14 protein-coding genes are annotated in these 21,554 nt (G+C 36.6%); 7 read left to right on the top strand and 7 right to left on the bottom strand.

The genetic code is table 11. From position 1 onward, the window contains the following. Positions 1 to 39: 39 nt before the first annotated feature. The 6 genes from ABD682_RS13410 to ABD682_RS13385 all read right to left on the bottom strand — a co-directional run bounded on the left by ABD682_RS13410 (position 40) and on the right by ABD682_RS13385 (position 6,485). Positions 40 to 600 carry an HdeD family acid-resistance protein gene (locus tag ABD682_RS13410; RefSeq protein ID WP_344742051.1) on the bottom strand — a complete coding sequence of 187 codons (561 nt, stop codon included), beginning with the start codon at positions 598 to 600 and terminating at the stop codon, positions 40 to 42. Between the two features lie 137 nt (positions 601 to 737). After that, complete coding sequence (locus ABD682_RS13405) at positions 738 to 1,625, bottom strand: dienelactone hydrolase family protein (RefSeq protein ID WP_344742048.1); 888 nt, start codon at positions 1,623 to 1,625, stop codon at positions 738 to 740. A gap of 94 nt (positions 1,626 to 1,719) precedes the next feature. Next, positions 1,720 to 2,544, bottom strand: coding sequence for a DUF6090 family protein (locus ABD682_RS13400; RefSeq protein WP_344742047.1), 825 nt, complete (start codon positions 2,542 to 2,544; stop codon positions 1,720 to 1,722). A gap of 165 nt (positions 2,545 to 2,709) precedes the next feature. Next, positions 2,710 to 2,997 (bottom strand): hypothetical protein, encoded by a 288-nt coding sequence (locus ABD682_RS13395; RefSeq protein WP_344742045.1) that lies wholly within the window; start codon positions 2,995 to 2,997, stop codon positions 2,710 to 2,712. Between the two features lie 413 nt (positions 2,998 to 3,410). Beyond that, complete coding sequence (locus ABD682_RS13390) at positions 3,411 to 4,724, bottom strand: Xaa-Pro dipeptidase (RefSeq protein ID WP_344742044.1); 1,314 nt, start codon at positions 4,722 to 4,724, stop codon at positions 3,411 to 3,413. Between the two features lie 255 nt (positions 4,725 to 4,979). Beyond that, complete coding sequence (locus ABD682_RS13385) at positions 4,980 to 6,485, bottom strand: AGE family epimerase/isomerase (RefSeq protein ID WP_344742043.1); 1,506 nt, start codon at positions 6,483 to 6,485, stop codon at positions 4,980 to 4,982. Between the two features lie 255 nt (positions 6,486 to 6,740). Between ABD682_RS13385 and ABD682_RS13380 the strand changes: the two genes are divergently transcribed. Then, positions 6,741 to 8,948, top strand: a complete 2,208-nt coding sequence (locus ABD682_RS13380) for a TonB-dependent receptor family protein (RefSeq protein WP_344742042.1) — start codon at positions 6,741 to 6,743, stop codon at positions 8,946 to 8,948. Positions 8,949 to 8,985: 37 nt separating this feature from the next. Here ABD682_RS13380 and ABD682_RS13375 read toward each other — a convergent pair whose 3' ends face one another. Next, positions 8,986 to 10,551, bottom strand: a complete 1,566-nt coding sequence (locus tag ABD682_RS13375; RefSeq protein ID WP_344742041.1) for a sulfatase family protein — start codon at positions 10,549 to 10,551, stop codon at positions 8,986 to 8,988. 298 nt (positions 10,552 to 10,849) lie between these two features. Here ABD682_RS13375 and ABD682_RS13370 point away from each other — a divergent pair, with 298 nt between their 5' ends. From ABD682_RS13370 to ABD682_RS13345, 6 genes are all read left to right on the top strand, one after another. Then, the gene (locus tag ABD682_RS13370) at positions 10,850 to 11,863 is read left to right on the top strand and encodes a glycoside hydrolase family 130 protein (protein WP_344742040.1); all 1,014 of its coding nucleotides are present in this window, start codon (positions 10,850 to 10,852) and stop codon (positions 11,861 to 11,863) included. 25 nt (positions 11,864 to 11,888) lie between these two features. Beyond that, positions 11,889 to 13,520 carry a sodium:solute symporter gene (locus tag ABD682_RS13365; protein ID WP_344742038.1) on the top strand — a complete coding sequence of 544 codons (1,632 nt, stop codon included), beginning with the start codon at positions 11,889 to 11,891 and terminating at the stop codon, positions 13,518 to 13,520. Between the two features lie 17 nt (positions 13,521 to 13,537). Beyond that, positions 13,538 to 15,028, top strand: coding sequence for a sulfatase family protein (locus ABD682_RS13360; protein WP_344742035.1), 1,491 nt, complete (start codon positions 13,538 to 13,540; stop codon positions 15,026 to 15,028). Between the two features lie 65 nt (positions 15,029 to 15,093). Then, on the top strand, positions 15,094 to 18,915 hold the full coding sequence (locus ABD682_RS13355) for a hybrid sensor histidine kinase/response regulator transcription factor (RefSeq protein ID WP_344742034.1): 3,822 nt from the start codon (positions 15,094 to 15,096) through the stop codon (positions 18,913 to 18,915). 158 nt (positions 18,916 to 19,073) lie between these two features. Next, complete coding sequence (locus ABD682_RS13350; RefSeq protein ID WP_344742033.1) at positions 19,074 to 20,345, top strand: hypothetical protein; 1,272 nt, start codon at positions 19,074 to 19,076, stop codon at positions 20,343 to 20,345. A gap of 8 nt (positions 20,346 to 20,353) precedes the next feature. Next, the gene (locus ABD682_RS13345) at positions 20,354 to 21,553 is read left to right on the top strand and encodes a hypothetical protein (RefSeq protein ID WP_344742032.1); all 1,200 of its coding nucleotides are present in this window, start codon (positions 20,354 to 20,356) and stop codon (positions 21,551 to 21,553) included. Position 21,554 lies beyond the last annotated feature (1 nt).

Raw genomic sequence — 21,554 nt, 5'->3', positions numbered from 1 at the left:
TAAAATAGTGTAATACATTCGGTTTTAAAATAATAAAACTTAATGCAGTTTACTTATGTACAAACTTCGACCCAAAATGATCCGGAAGATCCCCGTAATAATAAAAGCTAAACTGGTAGCATAAATAATGGTAAAACTACTTAATTCCGGTCTGGCCAAAATGAGAATACCCATGGCTGTGATGAGTATTCCGAAAAAGAAAAGTGCCGTCCAGGTGGCAGGAGCAATCCGTCTTAGATCCAGACTTAAAGCCAGATAGAGTAATCCTCGAAAAACAATCCAGGATCCTAAAAGATAGGGTTCTAATCGCATATCATATTCCATATTGGCCAAAAATATAAGACCAACAGTAATATCGATAATACCACCCAAAAAATACCATAACCAATGTTTAGAGAAGGGTCGATTCTTAATCGCGCGCGTCATTTCAAAAGCCCCTGTAAGTAAGATAGCGCTAGCGAAGAACACATTTAATTGGGAGTATCCACCACGCGGAATAAAAGCAATCCATAATCCAAAGCCCACAAAGGCCAGGCCGAGTAAGGTTTGTAGCCACCACAAATTAGTATACACTTTCGTTAATAAACTAGTTCGCACCATGATCTAAAAATTGAATTATTCGAAATAGGGCTTTAAGATTAATCTATCTTTTGTAAGATAAAAATACGGCGCACCACCTTTTCTTACTGCTACTTAGGTAGCAATAAAACTTAGTTTTGTTTATAAAAACAGTGGAATTAAACGTTTAGATGTGTTTTAAAGAAATCTATGGTTCGACCCCAAGCCAATTCGGCAGATTCCTTATCATAACGGGGCGTTGTGGTGTTATGAAATCCGTGGTTTACATTTGGATAAACAAAAGCCTCGTAGCTTTTATTATACTTTTTAAGGGCAGCTTCATATTCGGGCCAACCGGCATTAACGCGTTGATCTAAACCGGCGTAATGCAACATTAAGGGCGCTTGTATCTTATCGATATCTTCAGTTGGTTGTGAACCGTAAAACGGTACGGCGGCAGCCAGATCCGGTTGCTTTACAGCCATCATGTTGGAGATCCAGCCACCAAAACAAAAACCAACAACGCCTATCTTACCATGGCATTGTTCATGGTTCTTAAGGTAATCAAAAGCGGCTAAAAAATCTTCCAGCATTTCAAAGCGATCACGCTGGCGTTGTAATGTGCGTCCTTCATCGTCGTTACCGGGATAACCTCCCAGAGGCGTTAAGGCATCGGGAGCAAGCGTAATAAAGCCTGCAAGGGCGGCACGACGGGCGGTATCTTCAATATAGGGATTAAGTCCGCGGTTCTCATGAACCACCACAATACCCCCTAATTTTTTAACTGTATTTTTCGGTTTTGAAAGTAAACCTTTAATGGTTCCTCCGCCTTTAGGAGATTCGTATGAAATATAACCGGAGTCTAAATCGGGATCATTAGGATTCACCAACATGGTGTCCTTATAATTGGGCAATAAAAAACTCATTAAAGATGACACCGTAAGGCCACCAACGGCATACAGTGATAGCTTTTCAATGAATTCACGTCGTTGTAATTTGTTATGGGCGTAATCATCGTAAAGGTCAAACACTTCCTGTTTGATATCCTCTTTTTTAAGTTTTTTCATAATGAAGAATTTTAATGCCTTCTAAAATAATCAAAATAATTATGTTTTTTAAACTCCAATATTTTTAGAATGTCAATAAGGTTTAAAATGCATTCTAAGAATTTTTCATGTGACGCTTTTTCTTTAATTCAGACCGAATAATCGCTAAAATGTGCTCTGTTTTATCTCTAAGCCCGTAGGCTTGAATATTAGCACCTCGATTTATCGAATAGATGTTTACCAGAAGGTTTGAAATGATAGTGTCCGATAGGAATTTCTTATATTCATTAATGTCATTTTCACCATTAATGGGTTTAAATTTAGAATTTCGCTTGTTGGATAATCTCCAAATATTTTTGAAACCGTCGTCTTGATCAGTTCCTCCCATTTTTCTTAAATTAAAATGGTGTATCAAGTAGTCGATGTAAAGCGGCGTGATTTGATTCACCAATAATTGTTCTTCTTCAATAACCTTTTCAGTGGTGCCGGACCAATTACTTAAATTGATCTTAAGCTCGGTGTTTTGGATTAAATTTAACTTCCCGGAATTAATTATTTCATTTGTTACCCCATCGGTACCATTAAAGGTTGGAAGCAAAAATGTTCTGCCCATATGTATGCGAATCGTGTCCAGGGGAACATTTTCGATACCATGGTCCATATAATCAAAAAGCCTTTGAATGGAGGTCATCATACCATCTCTCATGTGGATCTTTTCATTAACCTCATTGAGATTTTCCTGGTACTCATTTTCCAGATCTTGTAAGATCCGTAATTCCTGGTTGGCATCCTGTCGGTCGTTATTCCAATTATTTATTTGTAGCGCAATTAAAATCCCTATCACCACTAGGATTATTTCTCCAAAGGCATATTTAAGGTAATTTGTAGTTTTTCCTTCGGAAATAAGTTTTTTCCGGAACTGTCTGAAAAATTTTATCATTATTTGGTGTGGGTTGGTTCTAAAGAAGTACAACTTTATCGAAAGATTCTTAATAGGATCTTGGAATCTAAGATAGGGAAAAAAGTAAGAAATTTAATTAAGGCTGATTAAATCAAAAGGAAAAGTCCGCCGCAATGGATTTTACACGGTATGGTAAGTAGTTTTTTATTTTTTATGAGTTTGGTTTTCCGTTAGTGTATCTCTTATTAAAGCGTTGTAAATATGTTCAGGTGTTTTATCCTTTATCTTATTCATCTCATTTTGGAAATGGTTTTTAAGAAACACTTTTTCCTTGACATTCAGATTTTCAAGAATTCCAACTCTACCGTAAAAGCTTATATTTTCATCATCTTTATGTACAAGAACAATTAAAGGGTATCCATTTTTTGCCTCAAACATTTTCAGGTCATTTTCAGTTCCCCTTTTGGGATTTGGTCGGTCTAAAAAGTACATGAAGCTGATATTTTTCTCAGTCGGACTGTCAAAAGGGTCGCTTGTCGGATTAGCGTAATTAATTATTCCTTGTACCTCATAAAAGTCCGATTCCTTATAGTCCGAATACTTTTTTTTCAGACTCGCAGGAAATAAGTCCGAAAGTTAAAATTAATATAATGGTTAGCTGTTTTCTCAAAATTACTTACAACGGTTAGTATAAACGGTCGTTTTAATGCTGTTTATATAATGTTCTATGTAGTTTAATTCCTTTAATGATGTTATTATTCATATTAATAATCATTTTATCATCATCAAAACTAATTTTCAATTCATTGGTGTAGGAGAGTTGTAAAAACGTGCCCATTTAAGTTCAAAGACCAAATTGCGAACTCCTCTCAAAGTAAATTGTCAGTGTAGTCAAATTTTGATATTTACTTTTTTATGGAATTTTTGAATACTTGTCCTCCTTTCATAACAAATTGTACATTCTCCAATAGTTTGATTTCATCAATGGGATTTCCAACTACTGCAATAATGTCAGCGTATTTTCCAACAGCTATTGAGCCAGTTTTTGTTTTCCAACCCATAAGGTCGGCAGCATTAATTGTTGCTGATTGAATTGCCTGCATTGTAGTCATGCCCCATCTTACCATATGGCTAAATTGTTTTCCATTACCTCCATGTGGGTAGACACCAGCATCAGTACCGTATGCAATCTTTACTCCTGCCTGTAACGCTTTTCTAAAATTCTGTCGTTGCTTTAATCCTACTATTTTTTCCTTGTCTATAATCTTTTGTGGATACCCGAGCTTCAGAAATTCCTCAATAATATAATCGTCATTATAAACATCAGCTACTAGATATGTTCCATTTTTTATCATAAGTGCAATACCTTCATCGTCTATTAAACTACCATGTTCGATAGACGCCACACCAGCCTTTATAGCCATCTTTATTGCTTCTGCTCCGTGGGCATGAGCGCAAGACTTCCGTCCCCACATTTTGGCCTCAGCAACAATAGCATTCATTTCTTCCTGAGTATATTGAGGTGCGCCAACACTTTCCTCCTCGGATAACACCCCTGCACTTGCGCCAAATTTTATTACATCAGCTCCGTACTTTACCAAGTACCTCACCTTTTGTCGTACCTCATCAACGCCATTGGCAATTCCCGACATTTCTATTGGTTCTCTTGAATCAAGCATAGGAGAGAAACCATTTAAATCCCCGTGACCGCCTGTAGAACTAATAAAATATGTTGCTGTTTGCATCCGTGGGCCAGGAATTTTATTAGAATTGATTGCCTTTTTCAGTGCTACATCCAAGAAATTAGAGGAGCCTACATCACGTACACTAGTAAAGCCAGCTTCAAGGGTATTTTTGGCGTAGGAAGGAGCTAAGATTGCATAGTCCACAATAGATTTTCTAAATCTCTCATAGTAGTTGTCACCTGATTGAAACGTGATGTGAGTATGACAGTCAATCAGGCCTGGCAAGACTGTGGCGTTAGATAAATCAATAACTTCTGCTTTGTCGGGAATCTTTATGTTTTTGCCTATCTCTTTTATAGTATCATTCGCAATTAGTATCATTCTGCCGTCTAGAACGCTACCATTTTCAGTGTCGATAACCCTTCCCGCTTTAATTACCTTAATACTGGATTGTGCAAAACCAATACTAATAGTCATAAAAAAGAAAATTGTCGTTAATTGAATTTGTTTCACTGTTGATTGAATCTGAAGCATAATAATGAGGTTTAGGTATCGGTTTATGTTAGGTGTTAAGCATTTCATCGTACAAATTTTTTAGTCAACCAGCATTTGTCGGCTACCACGTCACTTTCCACGTAGTCAACCCAATTGTGGGCAACGCTCTCGTATAACCGTCAGTTTCGGGGTTAAAGTTAATGATTTTCGGTTAAGCACAGAAGTTAGCAATTCCGAGTGGATTCGGATATAGTCGAATCCGCCGTAATTGCTGTTATACATTGTTGACCATAGTTAATTAATATTTTGAAAAGTTACCTTGGTTTTTTGAAGGTTATCTAATAATGGATTTGAAAATTCAGATTCCTCATAATTTATTATTTCGGCACTGTAGTAATATGGATTTATTTTACTTTTTACTGGTTTTGCATCTTTTTCAAATGCAAAATATAAAGGTATTTCATCATTCAAATAATTTGATGTCGATAAAAACCCAATAAGAGCGTGTTCCAAGGAATGAAAACCATTTTTCCAATGGCAAGTTTTTAAGCCTAAATCATTTGGTTTTCCTTCCTCATCCAATAAAAAATAAACTTCTTTATTTTTGTAATCAATCATGTTTTTTTCCCAATACTTATAAGTCTGTTTAAGGTATTTTGAATATAGCGTAGTGTCTCGCAAACTTAATGTGGCTGCCATCTGATCTAGTTCAGCATAATTCCACCAGACTTTATTTTTCACAATCCTTAAAGTACTGTCTTTATACATTTCCGCCCAACTACCATCTTCTTTTATGTATGCAGTATTAAGTAGTTTAATGGCATTCCTATTTGCAAAATCTACTAATGAATCATCATTTAGTAGTTGTCCTGCTAAATATAACATCCAAAATGATTTGATACTATGCCCAAAATCTGTTGGTGATTCGCCCATTTTTTTATTATTCAAGTCACCCCAAAAAAGATAGTATTTGTCATCATAAAAATTATCCTTTAATGAATATGCTAGGTTTTTAACATCATGTTTAAACGTTTCAGTTAAATTATCAGGTACTAAGGGTGTTACAAAGATCAAATAGGCATTTAGTTGATCTAGAACTGCTAATAGCCGTTTGTCTCCTACAGTATCTCCTTCGTAATTATCTTTAACCCACATAACGAGTTTTGTGTTCTCTTTAAGCTGGGAATTATCATAATATTCTGAAATCACAAAATCTTTAACCTTTAATATGCTTTCTAATACACATTCATCCCGTGTTAAGTAATAATACATACTCAATCCCGTCAATGAATATGCTAAATCTTGAGTAGTGGATTGGAATTTATTGGGCATACCTTTCCCGTCCTGCCAATATGTATATGGACTTCCAGTAGTATAGCCTCCGTTTTTGAGCAAATATTCAACACCGAGTTTAGCATTTTTTAGATATGCCTCATTTCCTGTTAGATTAAAGGCAACGCAATACGTGTATATTTGCCGAGAATTGATTCTAATATAACTTCTCCTTAAGCTATCGGGTTGTGTAATTAGGAAGTCTGTTAAGTATTTTGGTATGGAAGTGAAGTCAAAATTTTCGTAAGTCAATATATGGCCTTCGCTATTTCTGTAGTTGGGGTAATTACCCGATGGATTCCCCAGGGCTTCTTCGCTCATCCAGAAAGGCATAAGCAAGCTGTCAACTTGATATATCCAATCAATTTCTAAACTTTTCTTTTGAGTTTTTAGCTTGTCTTTTTGGCTATTACAACCATAAGCAAGAGCCATTAATGTAACAATAGATAAAAAGTTTCTGAGTGTCATATTTTCTTAATTATGGCCAACAAGTGTATATGTCCACCGGTAAACATATCCTTATTATATATACACCTAAATATACATAAAAAACTTACAAACCAGTTTTTTTAAAATCCAGAGCATTTTAAATGCCAGGTGCTCATTAATTTTTCATTAAGTTAATTAATCTTTCGTTAGTTTAATTAACTTCTCTTTATCAAGTCCTCTTTTCTAAGTGCCATACTTTCGCTTATAAATTGTTTTTAATTCAACCCCAATAACATGCTGAAAACATCATTGCTGCTATCCCTTTTTACAATTTTAAGCATACAACTTACCGCCCAGGAACGCGTTAAAGAAACTAAAGCCGGAAAAGACTCCCTCTCGACCACCGTTTTGAAGCCGGTAACTATTACAGAGAAAAAAACCAGGACCTATTTACCGGAAGTGAAGGATATGACCATTTTTTCGGGTAAGCGCACGAATGTTGTTCATTTGAGTCCCGGTGAAGCCAACCTTTCTCAAAACCTGGGACGTATGGTCTTTGCGAAAATGCCCGGAGTAAATCTGTGGGATATGGATGGTTCCGGAACTCAAATGAATATCGGAACTCGTGGGACAGATGCCCACCGTTCCATCGAAATGAATATGCGCCAAAACGGTTATAATACTAATTCTGATATTTTTGGCTATCCTGAGAATCACTATGCCGTTCCGATGCAGGCGGTTGATCACATTCAGTTATTAAGAGGTTCTGCTGCTTTACAATTTGGAAGTCAGTTTGGTGGGATGATGAATTATATAATTAAAAGTGGCGACCCCTCGAAGGCATTCACGCTTGAAAGTGAGCAGACCCTTGGTTCTTTTGATATGTTTAATTCGTTTAATGCGATAGGAGGAACCAAGGGAAAAATAAACTACTATGCCTTTTATAATAATAGACATTCTGATGGCTGGCGCCCGAATAGTGACTATCAATACCAGGCCTATTATGCCCATGTGAAATTCAACTTTTCGAAAAAAGGAAGTGTCGCCTTTCAATTTTCGCATAACGATACCAAAAAGCAAATTGCAGGAGGTCTTACAGATGCTCAATTTCAGGAAAATCCGCGACAATCGAATCGCGCACGGAATTATTTCGACCCACGTATCAACATACCGGCTCTTATCTTCAAATATCAGTTTTCAAAAAAAACACGCCTTAAGCTAACCGCTAATGGTATTTGGGGCGACAGGAGCAGCGTTCAATTTATTAATCCGCCCAATGTAAACGATACTATTAATACAGACCTGGGCAGCTATAATCCACGGCAGGTGGATCGTGATTTCTACCACGGATTTACCACAGAAGCGCGGCTTTTACATAAATATCAAATAAAGAACGTTGCGGGGGTTTTATCAGGAGGTATTCGATATTTTAATCAAAGCACCGATCGTAAACAAAAAGGAAAAGGAACTACCGAAAGCAACAATGATCTCAGTCTTATAGGGTCTTATGGTATCGATCTCGAATTTCATACGACCAATTATGCTGTGTTTGTTGAAAATATGTTGAAGTTGACCAATACATTCTCTATAACTCCCGGCTTTCGGTATGAGGTCATAAATTCCAGGCTTAGTGGCGTGATCGATAATGCGTCATTTCCCGTTTCCTATGAAGGAAACAGAGCATTTCCGTTGTTTGGTTTAGGGCTTCAATTGCAAGCCACGAAAGCAATGCAATTATATGGCAATATTTCCCAGGCTTATCGCCCTTATTTATACGCGAATGTAACACCTGCCGATCAATTAGGCGTTATCGATCCTGATCTAAAGGATAGCAAAGGCTATGATATTGATCTGGGGTATCGCGGACAGATCTCAGACCTTCTCGATTTTGATGTTGATGCTTTTTACCTGTTCTATGGCAATAAAATAGGAAAGCTCACAGAAACAAATTCGGATAATTCTACATATCAGTATACAACCAATATTGGAAATTCTGTAGCAAAAGGCCTTGAAGCCTATGCCAGCCTATCGTTATTGAAAACATTAGGATATCCTATTCAACATAAGGACATCCGAGTTTTTAGCTCATTAGCTTACACCAATGCGCGCTACGAAAGTGGACAAGTGAGTATCGATGGTACTAATGTATCCTTGTCAGGAAATCGTGTAGAAGGTGTTCCTGATTGGATCGAGCGTGCCGGTCTTGAATTTCGAAGTAAACAAATTTCAACAACCTTGGAAATGAGCTATGTAAGTAGTAAGTTTAATGATGCGAACAACACCCCATTCTCATCGAATGGTGTGGTAGGCTATGATCCTGCTTATACCTTATTCGATTGGGCCTTCAACTGGAGGTTTTTGGATCATTATCATATTTCTGCCGGAATCAATAATATTACGGATCGTCAATATTTTAGCCGGAGAATCACCATGTATCCCGGGCCGGGAATATTACCGGGTGTTGGCCGGTCTTTTTATTTTTCTTTTGGGATCAAATTATAAGCTTGTATTCCTTCATTGGAACAAAGCAGAACAAAGACTATTCATTTTTGTGCGATTCCAAACCACCGAAATCCTTCGCTGTAATTTCTCGAAGTTGGTCCAAGGTCATGGTATTTCCATAAAAATCTTTTAAACCATTCAATTGTCCTTTTAAGGAGTTGATCTGGGAAGCGTATTTTTTGGAGTGAATCAAATTATGTAGTTCTTCCGGATCTTTCTTGAGGTCGTAGAACTCCCAGACATCCTCATCATAATAAAAATGAATCAGTTTATAACGCTCTGTACGAATGCCATAATGCGGTTGTACATGATGCCACATGGGGTATTCGTAATAATGATAGTACATGGATTGCCGCCAGTCTTTAGGCGTGTGGCCTTCAAGGTTTTTAACAAAACTTCGTCCCTGAACTTCCTTAGGAATTTCTGCATCGGCCAATTCTAAAAGGGTAGGAGCGATATCGATATTTGAGATCACATCAGTTACAACCGTTCCGGGTTTAATTAATTTTGGATAACGAATAACAAAGGGCATGCGCAAGGCTTCTTCATACATAAAGCGTTTATCAAACCAGCCGTGATCTCCAAGGAAAAAGCCCTGATCTGAGGAGTAAATAATAATGGTGTTGTCCTCTAAATCATGATCCTTTAAATATTGAAGAACCCGCCCAATATTATCGTCTACCGATCTGATGGTTGCTAAATAATCTTTAATGAATTTTTCATATTTCCATACTCTAAGCTTATCACCTTCAAGTTGGTTTATTTCTACTGTTTCACCAGGTTTGTTTCCATAATCCAACCATTTACGTTTTTCTTTTTCAGTTAAAGCATCCGGAATTTTTAATTTCAGATCTCTCCGATTCAAATAATCCATGGTCATGTATGTATCTCCGGCCGTTGTTTCTCTTCCTTTATAATCATCATTGAAGGTTGATGGTACAGGCAGATCCTGATCCTTAAACAAGTCTTTGTATTTGGTGTCCGGAGACCATTCCCGGTGTGGCGCTTTATATTGAAGTAGTAAACAAAAGGGTTTACTTGCATCGCGCTCATTTAACCAATCCAAAGCAAAATTGGTGGTTAAATTGGTAGCATAACCTTTTTCTTCCACCGTTTTGCCATTCTCACTGTAGGTTGGGTTCCAGTAAACGCCTTGCTCACCATGATCGATATGATACTTAAAATAATCAAACCCTGTAGGCTCTGAGGCTAAATGCCACTTTCCAACCATGGCGGTTTGATATCCTGCCTTTTGTAATGACTTGGGATAGGTCCACTGTGTATTATCGAAATAACCACCTTTGAAGTTCTTATAATACCCGTTTTTATGACTGTATTTACCTGTGATGATGGACGCTCTGCTGGGGCCGCAGATCGCATTGGTACTAAAAACATTGGTGAGGATAGCTCCTTCGCTTGCTATGCGATCTATATTAGGCGTTGGCGCTATACCTTCAAAACGATCGCTATACGCTGTAATGGCATTCGTGGCGTGATCGTCTGAAAGTATAAATATAATATTCGGTCTGCTTGCCTTATTATTTTCCTGAGCAAATAACGTGGCGGTATACAGAAATAAAAAAAATGTGAGAAAGGTTTTCATAAAAACAGAAAGGATTTGTGTCATCCTCAAAAGTAGTTTTTAACTAACGTTTTTTGGTTTATCCTTTGTGCAAAGATATCCATAATTTGACCATAAGGAATTAATTTCAATCTCTGAAAAATTTTAATTAAATGAATAAAATGGATACTCATTCAAACTTAGAAATACCTAAAATAATTTATCTGTTTATGAGGTCTGACCATATTTTCAAAGATATTGACCGATTAGAAAACCTCATTTTTTGTTTATCGAATTATTATTGTGAAGGCAAAAAGTACTAATCAATAATTCGTAACAAATGAAACTGAAAAAATTTGAAGGCAATCCTATTTTAAAACCAAATCCAAACAACGATTGGGAAAATTTGGTGGTATGTAACCCCGGTGTTTATTATGACCATGGTAAATTTTATATGCTATACAGAGCGGCCGGTGATGATGAAGAACATATTATTCGTTTTGGTTTAGCAGTAAGTGAAGACGGTTACCACTTTGAAAGGGTGTCGGATGAACCTGTTCTAGGGCCAAGTCCTGAAGGCCCGGATATGGGATGTATCGAGGATGCTCGAATTATAAAGTTAGACGATTATTATTATGTAACCTATGCGTTCAGACCATTTCCTCCGGGGCAATACTGGAAATTCGGACATGATGAAGTGCTTACCTCAGATCATGGCGAACATGCACCGCATTTCATAAAAAATAACATGGCAAACTCTGCTTTAGCCATGACCAAAGATTTTAAAGAATGGATAAAACTGGGTCGCATCACCGATTCTAATCTAGATGATCGCGATGTGATCTTATTTCCGGAAAAAATAAATGGTAAATATGCGATGCTTCACCGACCAAAAGAATGGATCGGAGAAGATTATGGTGTAACGAAACCAGCTGTTTGGATTCGCTTTAGCGACGATTTATTAGTATGGAAAGAACCAAGTACGATGATTATTGGCGGTATCAAAGGCGGATGGGAAGAAAAAGTAGGAGGTAGTACGCCGCCATTAAAAACGGATAAAGGCTGGCTCGTACTATACCACGGTGTAGAACAAGGTGGTTTAGGATATTACCGTGTGGGTTGTGTGATGCTGGATCTTGAAGATCCTACTAAAGTATTAGGACGCACTAAGGATTATATCATGGAGCCGGAATTCGATTATGAAATAGAAGGTTATTATAACGGCTGCGTATTCCCAACAGGTAATATGATTATTGATGACACACTATATGTTTACTATGGAGGTGCAGATAAATATATAGGTCTGGCCACCTGCAACGTCAATGAGCTTATTGAGTTTACCTTAAATCAATAACTAACAACCAATTAAACTAACCAACATGATCACAGCATTAAACATTATTACTGACGGACCGTCCTGGGTTAATGGTCTATCCTGGGCTGATATTTTTATCATCGTAATCTACTTTATTTTCATTGTTTTTCTCGGTGTAAAGTATAGTAAGAGTAAAGATGAAAAGTCGTATTTCCTTGCAGGACGCGGCATGACCTGGCCTGTTATCGGGTTTTCTTTATTTGCGGCGAGTATATCAAGTTCTACCCTTATTGGGCAGGCAGGCGATGCTTACAGTACCGGAATAGCCGTTTTCAATTATAACTTTATTTCGGTGGTGGTCATGATATTTTTTGCATGGTTCATATTACCATTTTATATCAAATCGAAGATATTTACAATCCCTGAATTTCTTGAAAAACGTTTTAATGCCGCTTCCCGTTACTATTTTTCGGCGATAACGATTATTGTGAACATATTTTTGGATGCTGCCGGCTCATTGTACGCTGCGGCAATGGTGATGAAATTGGTATTTCCTGAAGCTTCCATTTTTACCTTGTCTGTGATATTCGCCATTGTTGTGGCGGCATATACCATTCCCGGTGGACTTTCGGCAGCGATCAGGGTCGATTTAATGCAGGGAATATTCCTTCTTGTGGGATCTGTAGTGCTTACATTTTACGCTACATTTAATGGAGGAGCCGAATATGTCAAACAGTTATTATCCGATGGTGACAAGCTGATGGAACTGGTTCGACCCATGGATGATGCTTCGGTGCCGTGGTTAGGTATGATCGTTGGTATTCCTATTCTGGGATTATTTTTCTGGGGTAATAACCAGCAATTGGTACAACGTGTTTTAACGGCTAAGTCGATTGATGAAGGTAGAAAAGGCGTACTTCTGGTTGGACTTTTAACCTTACTAACCTTGTTTTTAATTATTATCCCGGGGGTTATGGCTATTGATTTATTTCCCGGATTGCCAAAACCGGATATGGTATACCCGCATTTGATCATGAACTTATTGCCAAATGTACTTATTGGCTTTATGCTAGCGGCCATGGTTGCAGCTCTAACATCGTCTTTAAGTGGATTACTGAATTCTGTAGCCACGCTTTTCACCATGGATTTTTATAATAAGATCAATCCGCAGAGTTCATCAAAAACAAAAGTAAGAGTAGGTAAAATGGCCTCGATAACCGTTTTGATTATTGCCGTATTTTGGGCACCTCAAATCGGAAAACAATTCGGTACTTTATTAAAGTATTATCAGGAAATGCTCTCAATGATGGCACCACCAATTGTGGCTGCTTTTATTCTTGGTATTTTTTGGAAACGCACCAATGCTACGGGAGCCTTCAGCGGACTTATAGCAGGTATTATTTTAGGTGTAGCGAATATTATAGCAACGGTAAATACAGGACACTCCATTTTTGGTGAGATGCACTTTTTATTAACTGTTCCGTTTTATTTTGTTTGGAGTATGTTGGTAATGATTGTTGTAAGTTTACTTACCAAAAAACCGCCCTTGGAAAAAACAGATCAGCTCACCTTTAGTATGCAGGAGTTTAAAGAAGAAACCTTGCGTTTAAAAGAGCAATCTTTACTGAAAAATTACCGCTTTTGGTCTTATTTATTATTGGCCTTCAGCTTTATTATATTAATTCTATTCTGGTAGAAAACAATTTAAATACCATGAAAAAAATAAAATTTACCAAAGCCTTAATAATGGGGCTGGCATGTTTCTCTTTAATGACTTCTTGTCAAAAAAAAGAAGAAAAAAAACGACCTAATTTCCTTTTTATTTTAATTGATGATCAGCCGTATGATGCCTTACAATCCAGTAACAGGTATCCGTTTTTGAAAACACCTAACATGCAGCGCTTACAAGATGAAGGTATGACCTTTAAGAATTTCTTTGTAACGCAGTCGATATGTTCGCCTTCCAGAGCAAGTTTTTTAACCGGTGTATATCCACATATTCATGGTGTAAATCAAAACAATAAATATGTAGATCCCGATTGGAAGGATTATGAACCTTATAGCGTGTATTTACAGCAAGCAGGTTATCAAACGGCACATATCGGAAAAATCCATATGGCCCATTTTCACGGCAAAAAACATATCAGACCGGGATTTGATTACTGGTACAGTTTTATAGGGCAGGGCGAATATTTCGATCCCAAAGTAAACGACAATGGTAAGGAATATCAGGAGAAAGGTTATATCACCGATATTCTTACGGAAAAAGCCGTAGATTGGTTGGAGCATAAGCGTGATCCTAACAAACCTTTTAGCCTCAATTTGTGGCATAAAGCTGTTCATGAGGATCATTCTCCGGCACCACGCCACGACGGCATGTACAAAAATGACAGCCTTCCTACACCACCATATGATACACATTTAGAAAATTTTGCAGGAAAACCTGAATGGCAGCGTATTAAAGCCTGGGATTCGAAATGGAAAGATTACGTTCATACGGATACGATAGCGCCAAGACCCTGGCCAATTAAAGGCTATAAGTTTAAGAAGTTACTAGAGTGTTTAGGAGCCGTAGACGAATCTGTAGGCCGTATTTTAGCAGAATTAGATAAATTAGGAGAACTTGAAAATACAGTGATCATTTATTCCAGCGACAACGGGTATTTCATGGGAGAACACACCTATTGGGACAAGCGTATTGCCTATGAACCCTCCATGCGAATTCCAATGATCATCCGGTATCCAAAAATGATTAAACCTCATACATCCACAGATAAATTAGGTTTGAATATCGATATAGCTCCAACAATATTAGATCTTGCCGGTATTGAAAAGCCTGATTATATGCAAGGAGAATCCATGGTGCCATTGTTTGATACAACCAAAGAGGATAACGATTGGCGTAAGTCATTTATGTTCGAATATTATGTGGATGATGCTTATCCTTATGCCGGCCCTAATATGTTGGCCATCAGAACTGATAAATACAAATTGGTAGATGATTTCTTAAAGGATGATATAGACGAGCTTTACGATCTTGAAAATGATCCCGGTGAAATGCATAATCTTATTAATGATCCAAGTTATGATGAGGTTGAAAAGGAACTTAGGTCAAAATTGGATAGTTTAAAAGTAAAATATAATTACAATCCTGATCGCGACTGGTGGCTGCGAACACAAATTCCAAAAAATAAAAAGGATTGATATTTCTCAGGGTCCTGCAAGTATCATTTCTTCGATATTAATCAAAAGTTTTATACTTTAGGCATATGAGAAGTATTCTAAATTTTCCTCGGTTTTTCATAACCATTTTCTTGCTGGTTTGCTTTCAGGTCCAGGCCCAGCAAATAAAACAGCTGGATGCTAATGATGGGTTGATCACAGGCGCCATTAGTGCCTTTGCAAAGGATAGTTTGGGATATATCTGGATCGGAACCGATCAAGGTGTTTGTAAATATTCCGGGAATAGTTTTAAAAACTATAATCTGGAATTATACGAGGAATCTTCAGGAGAAGGTATTGCAGATATTTTAAACCTTAACAAAGAATTGTATCTCTTAGGAACAAATGGTTCTTTGTTTAAATATCAATATGCCTACGACAAGCTGGAGCTCCTAAAATATGCCCGTGACAAACGCTTTTTTTCCTTTACACCATTGGATTCCGGGCATCTTCTCATTGGTCTTTCAGTTGGGTTTTTAATTTATGATATTGAAAAAAATTCCTTTTCCAAGGTACTTCAGGAACAGGTAATTAATAACCGAAGGGTTTTCTTTAGGAACGATAAAATTTACTCCGCAACCTCCAGAGGTGTCTATATTTTCAATTTTGATAAAGCGACTCAAACTTTAAGTTTAGATCAGACCTATCTACCTCAGCAAGATATCATTGATATGGCTTTTGATCCGGGAGGACGAATTTGGGTTGGTACGGAATTAGGGGGGCTTTTCATTATTGAAAATCAAAATATTGAGCATATTCCAATAAGTCAAACTTCTGAAAAAACATACGCCATTCGGAAGATCGAATTTGACAATGAAAATAATGCTTTAGTGGCTATTGACCGTTTGGGCTTATTTGTTTTAGATGATTCCTATAATATTTTGAAGCAATACAGTCACGATCCCAATAACAAGAACACCATAACACAAAACAGTATTTATGACATTTATGTTGATGATTCAAATGCCTATTGGCTTGGAGCTCGAGAGGGAGGGTTAAATATTATAGAAAAAAAGGATAATGTTTTCAGGAACATTTCACATGTACAGAATCAAAGCAATAGTATCCAGAATAATTATGTGCGATCTATTTTTGAAGACCCTGACGGAAATATTTGGTTTGGTACTGAAAATGGGGTAAGTAAGCTCACCAAGGATAATACCTGGTATAATTTTAATGGTGATCCAAAATTATTTAACACAGCTATTCTGGCCGTAGATAATTTTGAGGGTAATATGGTCATAGGAACCTATGGAGAGGGTCTATTAAAGATTTCGAATACCACAGGAGAGGTGTTTCCTTTTGAGTTGAATCCTAAATTACCGCTAAATCTTGTTTTTAGCATAAATGTTTTTGATAAAGATTTATGGGTTGGAGGAAATGACGGGCCACTCTCTCATTATCACGATAAAAATCTCGTCAATAATTATAAGGTTGGTCTGGTTCGCTCCTTGATTCAAGGGTTTGATGATATCATTTATGTAGGTTCTATCAATGGCTTTTATGAAATTAATACGCGTAACAGTAGCTTTCGGAAAATTTATGATGCTACCTTTAATTCTTTCAATGAAATCTACAGCGCCAACCTGGATCAGATTAATAATTGCATTTGGATTGGAAGTAAAAGAGGCATCTATAAATACAGTTTGAGTACTGAAGATCTTGAGTTAATAAATAAGAATAACAAGGAGTTAGGAACCGTTTATTCCATTCAAAGAGATAACATGCAAAATCTCTTTCTTGCCTCGAATACCGGACTTTGGAAATATGCTATCAAAAAGGATATTTTTAGAAAATACGGTCCTGCTGATGGTTTACAAATAAATGAGTTTGGTTTAGGTGCTTCCGCTAAATTCAAAAATGGAAGTTTGGCTTTTGGAGGTCCGAAAGGTGCGGTAATTTTTAATCCTATTGATTTAACTCCGGACACTACCATTTCCGATATTTTTATTGAAAATTTTCAAATAAACGGAAAAGCCCCAGATACTATTACCTTATCAAAGAATATTAACTATGAAAAGAAATTAGATCTTAAATATGATCAAAATACGATCTCATTCAATTTTGAAACTATCAAATTCCATGGTTCAAACCGCAATATTTTTAAATGGAAATTAGAAGGATATGATGAGGATTACCAAGAAAATTCCGGAAATCAAAAAGTGATTTATTCCAATCTGGAATCCGGCACATACAAATTGAATGTGCAAGGTTTTAATGCTGATGGTATTAAAGGAAATAAGGATATGAACCTGACCATTACCATCAATAAACCGTTTTGGAAATCGAATATTGCACTTATTCTGTATTTGCTTGGAGCCGGATTACTTGGGTATCTTATTTATAGAATAAACCAGGCTAATATCAGGAAAAAAGTAGACGATAACCGCATCAAGTTTTTTATCGACGTGGCTCACGATATCAGAACGCCGGTTTCATTAATTCAAATTTTGGTAAAGCAGTTATCAAATCAGGAGAATCCAAAAAAATCTATCGAGCTCATTCAAAGGAATACCCAAAACTTGAATGAGTATGTTACACAACTTTTAGATTTTCAAAAAATTGATCGTAATCAACTCAGACTTTCAATAAATAAGGTCCAGATCAAAGAATGTTTGGAAAATATAATTGATGATTTTACACCTATTTTACAAGAGAAATCCATCGATGTTATCCTGGAAGTGAAACCCATTTATGTTTGGTTCGATAAGGCTAAAATGAATCGGATTTTCTATAATTTGATTTCAAATGCTATAAAATACAGTAATGAAGGTGGAGAAATTATAATTAGAGCTAAGCGTGAAAATGACTTACTAAAAATCGACTTCGAAGATAATGGTATAGGAATTCCTGAAAAACAGCAAGATCTGATATTCAAACGCTTTACGCGAGGCACAAATGTGTCTAACAAAGGTATTCCTGGAACCGGTCTTGGATTGATGCTCTCAAAAAAAATAATTGAATTACACGGTGGAAAAATTCTTCTTGAAAGTAAAGAAAATGTAGGTTCTAAGTTTACCATTGAGTTACCCTACGGCATTGAACATTTTAAAGGGAAACACCTCATTGAAGAGGCTGAAAAGGGAGATAAAAACGCCAATGTTGACAATTTGATTCATGAAAACAAACAAATTCTTTTGGTTGAGGACAATGACGAGTTGCGTAAAGCTATAAAAAGTGAACTTGAAAGCGACTACACGGTTATGGAAGCAGAGAATGGTAAGGAAGGTTTGCTGATTGCCTTATCAAAAAGTCCCGATCTTGTGATCACGGATGTCATGATGCCCAAAATGGATGGAAAAGAGTTGTGTAATCTTTTAAAAACGAATTTTAAAACAAGTCATATTCCGGTGATTATGCTTACGGCTCTAGTTGATGTAGACGACCGCTTGCAAGGTTTGGAAACCGGAGCAGATGCATACGTTGAGAAACCTTTTAATGTTGATATTTTAAAGGCAACCATCAATAATTTGATTAAATCCCGGGAAAATGTGAAACGCATACTGGTTGGTCAGGAAACCGATCGAGACCAGGATCTTTCTCCGGATGAGGTATTTTTGTCTGAGGTTATCGAAACGATAAAAGAGAACATTACAGAAAACGATTTCTCAATAGAAAAACTTTGTGACCTGGTAGGTTTAAGCCGATCTAATTTGTTCCGAAAATTGAAAGGATTAATTCAGATGGCACCTTCAGATTTAATCATTAAAATTAAATTGAATGAGGCCGAAGAATTGATGAAAGCCAAAAAATATTCCAGAATTTCGGACATTGCTTATGCCTCAGGATTTCACGACCCTAAATACTTCAGTACGTTATTTAAAAAACACTACGGTAAAACACCAAAAGAGTTTATGTCTGAACAATAATGCTGGCGCTTCTGTAGTTTGTCATTTCTATTGATCAATACGGTAATTGACTACCATTTAAACGTTTTTGATTGAAATCCAAACTTTTTTTAGGTGCTTTTTTTGGAATTTGCAGATAAGTAATTCCACAGGATATATAAATGAATACATCTGCAACAATGAAACGACTCTTAAAACTTACTGCTATCGTGCTCGTATTTTTTGCAGCATGTAGTATGATGTTTATGAAGGACAAACCCCGGAAAAAAGACTGGGCGGCTGAGATAAATAATTACAACTACGTTATTGGAACCCAAACGGTTGGTTCAAAATATAAGTTTTCTGAAAAGACCATGCTGGTGGAAACAGCACTGGAAATAAAAAATATGGGATCTAATTTATTGAAGTTTTCAATGAACCCCAGATACTGCACTGAAAACTATGGCTTACCAAAGAATGACAAAATTCAATCGTTAACAGATCTGGCTACTTTAGAACCTTCTGTAAAAGAAGTTCTGGATATGGATTTTAAATATTACCACATCTGGACCTACTGTTTTTCTCAGTATACTCCCGAGCCTCCGGGAACCAAGGATGATACGGCTCAGATAAAATTTATTGATGGCTTTCCTAAAAAATATCAGGAGGCATTGTACAAGGAAATATTTGAATTCACTACGTACCTATTAACTCATTTTGAAGGCTCCGGAAAAGTTTTTTATCTGGGGAATTGGGAAGGAGATTGGCATTTAAGACCTGATTATGATCGCGACAAACCAGTGAATCCAAAAACTTTGAAGGGTATGATTAAGTGGGCTCAAATTCGACAAAAAGCCATTGATGATGCGAAACAAGCCACACAACATAGCAACGTTGAAGTGTACCATTATATCGAAGCAAACCTGGTGAGAAAGGCCATTAATAACTCGCGATCAAAAGTGGTTGCCAACAGTGTTATTAAAGCGGTTAACCCCGATTATGTTTCTTATTCATCTTACGATTCTACGAACCCATATAAAACAGAAGCGTCATTAAACAAACATTTAAAGGAATCTTTAAGTTTTTTAGAATCACAGCTCACCCCAAAAGAAGGTTTACCGGCAGGGAGGCGTGTGTGGATAGGAGAATATGGAAACCCGAGTAATAATTATGATGATGATGAACAGAACAGACGTTCAGTATGGACCATCAAAGCGTCTTTAGAGTGGGGTACGCCATTTATATTGTATTGGGAAATGTATAATAATGAAATTAAACCTAATACCGGTGAGCAGGTTGGGTATTGGTTAATTACCGACAAGGGTAAAAAGCAACCCATTTGGTATACTCATAATGAATTTTATAAGGAAGCAAAGCATTTTATAAAGAACTATGTTGAAGATCATAATAAATTACCTGATTATGACACCTTTAGAAAGCATGCATTAAAATTTAAAAGTTTAAGTCTATAAACCGTACTATGAAACAGTTATTTACCATAATATTTTTAACCTTTTTTGCTGGTCTTAACGCACAGCATGTGAGTTACGATCCCATTTCTCCATTAGAAAATTATGATTTCGTTTTAGGAACCCAGGGCATCGGAGGTAAATACAAGTTCTCTCACGAGTCAGCGTTGGTTGAGCAGGCTAAGCATATCCGAGCGATGGGCTCTAATATTCTAAAAATTTCATTAGGTAAAAATGCTTTGGATTCTTATGGTTTAGGTAAAAAAACGGTTCATAATACGTTAGACCTTTTTAATGCTTCGCCTGATTTTAAGCAAGTATTTGATATGGATTTCAAATACATTTTTGCATGGGTGCATACGTGCACGGACGTGAACTGGAAAAAAGGAATTTCACCAATGGAAGAAAAAATTCTCTACGATGAAATGTATGACTTTGCCAGTTATCTTTTGAAGTCGTATAACGATTCCGGGAAAACTTTCTTAATAGGAAATTGGGAAGGCGATTGGTTGTTGCATAATGGAAACGGTCGTGAAAGTACACCTGATTCCAAAATTATACGAAACATGACCAAATGGTTTCAAATAAGACAACGAGCCATTGATGATGCTAAAAAGAACGTACCGCATGTTAACGTTTCCATTTACTATTATATAGAATTGAATTTGGTATTAAAAGGCATGAAAGGTGAAAAGTGTATCGCAGAAAGTGTGCTCCCTAAAGTTCCTGTAGATCTGGTTTCTTATTCAAGTTATGAAGCTATTAAGAATAGAAGTAAAGCTGAAGTTTATGAAACTCTTGATAGTGTTTTTAATTATTTGGAATCGAAATTAGAACCGAAGCCGGGATTACCTTTTTCGCGTAGAGTCTATATTGGTGAATACGGATATCAGGCCAATGCTAAAAAACCTGAAACATTTGAAAAGCAATACAACAAGACCAAGGATCTCATGGAAATTGCTTTAAAGCTTAATCTGCCTTTTGCTCTACATTGGGAAATGTACAACAATGAATATGATAACAAAGGGAATTCAAAGCAGATGTCTTTGATCAATGAAGAAGGTGAAAAACGCCCTTTGTATTACCTGCATAAAAATTATTATGAGAAGATGAATGATTATTTGAAATCCTATAAATCAGAAAATAATCAATATCCGGCTCAGGAAGAATTTAACAAAAAAGCATTATCGGTTCTCGAAGAACTTAACTAGA

Origin of the sequence: Gaetbulibacter aestuarii (assembly GCF_039537665.1) — a bacterium.
GTDB classification, from domain to species: Bacteria; Bacteroidota; Bacteroidia; order Flavobacteriales; family Flavobacteriaceae; genus Gaetbulibacter_A; species Gaetbulibacter_A aestuarii.
The sequence above is the reverse complement of the archived record's forward strand: the minus strand, read 5'-3'. Positions and strand labels throughout refer to the sequence as shown.

Bases quoted from the DNA above. Each gene is read 5' to 3' on its own strand.
- ABD682_RS13410 (WP_344742051.1), bottom strand. From the start codon at position 600: ATGGTGCGAACTAGTTTATTAACGAAAGTGTATACTAATTTGTGGTGG.
- ABD682_RS13405 (WP_344742048.1), bottom strand. From the start codon at position 1,625: ATGAAAAAACTTAAAAAAGAGGATATCAAACAGGAAGTGTTTGACCTT.
- ABD682_RS13400 (WP_344742047.1), bottom strand. From the start codon at position 2,544: ATGATAAAATTTTTCAGACAGTTCCGGAAAAAACTTATTTCCGAAGGA.
- ABD682_RS13395 (WP_344742045.1), bottom strand. From the start codon at position 2,997: ATGTACTTTTTAGACCGACCAAATCCCAAAAGGGGAACTGAAAATGAC.
- ABD682_RS13390 (WP_344742044.1), bottom strand. From the start codon at position 4,724: ATGCTTCAGATTCAATCAACAGTGAAACAAATTCAATTAACGACAATT.
- ABD682_RS13385 (WP_344742043.1), bottom strand. From the start codon at position 6,485: ATGACACTCAGAAACTTTTTATCTATTGTTACATTAATGGCTCTTGCT.
- ABD682_RS13380 (WP_344742042.1), top strand. From the start codon at position 6,741: ATGCTGAAAACATCATTGCTGCTATCCCTTTTTACAATTTTAAGCATA.
- ABD682_RS13375 (WP_344742041.1), bottom strand. From the start codon at position 10,551: ATGAAAACCTTTCTCACATTTTTTTTATTTCTGTATACCGCCACGTTA.
- ABD682_RS13370 (WP_344742040.1), top strand. From the start codon at position 10,850: ATGAAACTGAAAAAATTTGAAGGCAATCCTATTTTAAAACCAAATCCA.
- ABD682_RS13365 (WP_344742038.1), top strand. From the start codon at position 11,889: ATGATCACAGCATTAAACATTATTACTGACGGACCGTCCTGGGTTAAT.
- ABD682_RS13360 (WP_344742035.1), top strand. From the start codon at position 13,538: ATGAAAAAAATAAAATTTACCAAAGCCTTAATAATGGGGCTGGCATGT.
- ABD682_RS13355 (WP_344742034.1), top strand. From the start codon at position 15,094: ATGAGAAGTATTCTAAATTTTCCTCGGTTTTTCATAACCATTTTCTTG.
- ABD682_RS13350 (WP_344742033.1), top strand. From the start codon at position 19,074: ATGAAACGACTCTTAAAACTTACTGCTATCGTGCTCGTATTTTTTGCA.
- ABD682_RS13345 (WP_344742032.1), top strand. From the start codon at position 20,354: ATGAAACAGTTATTTACCATAATATTTTTAACCTTTTTTGCTGGTCTT.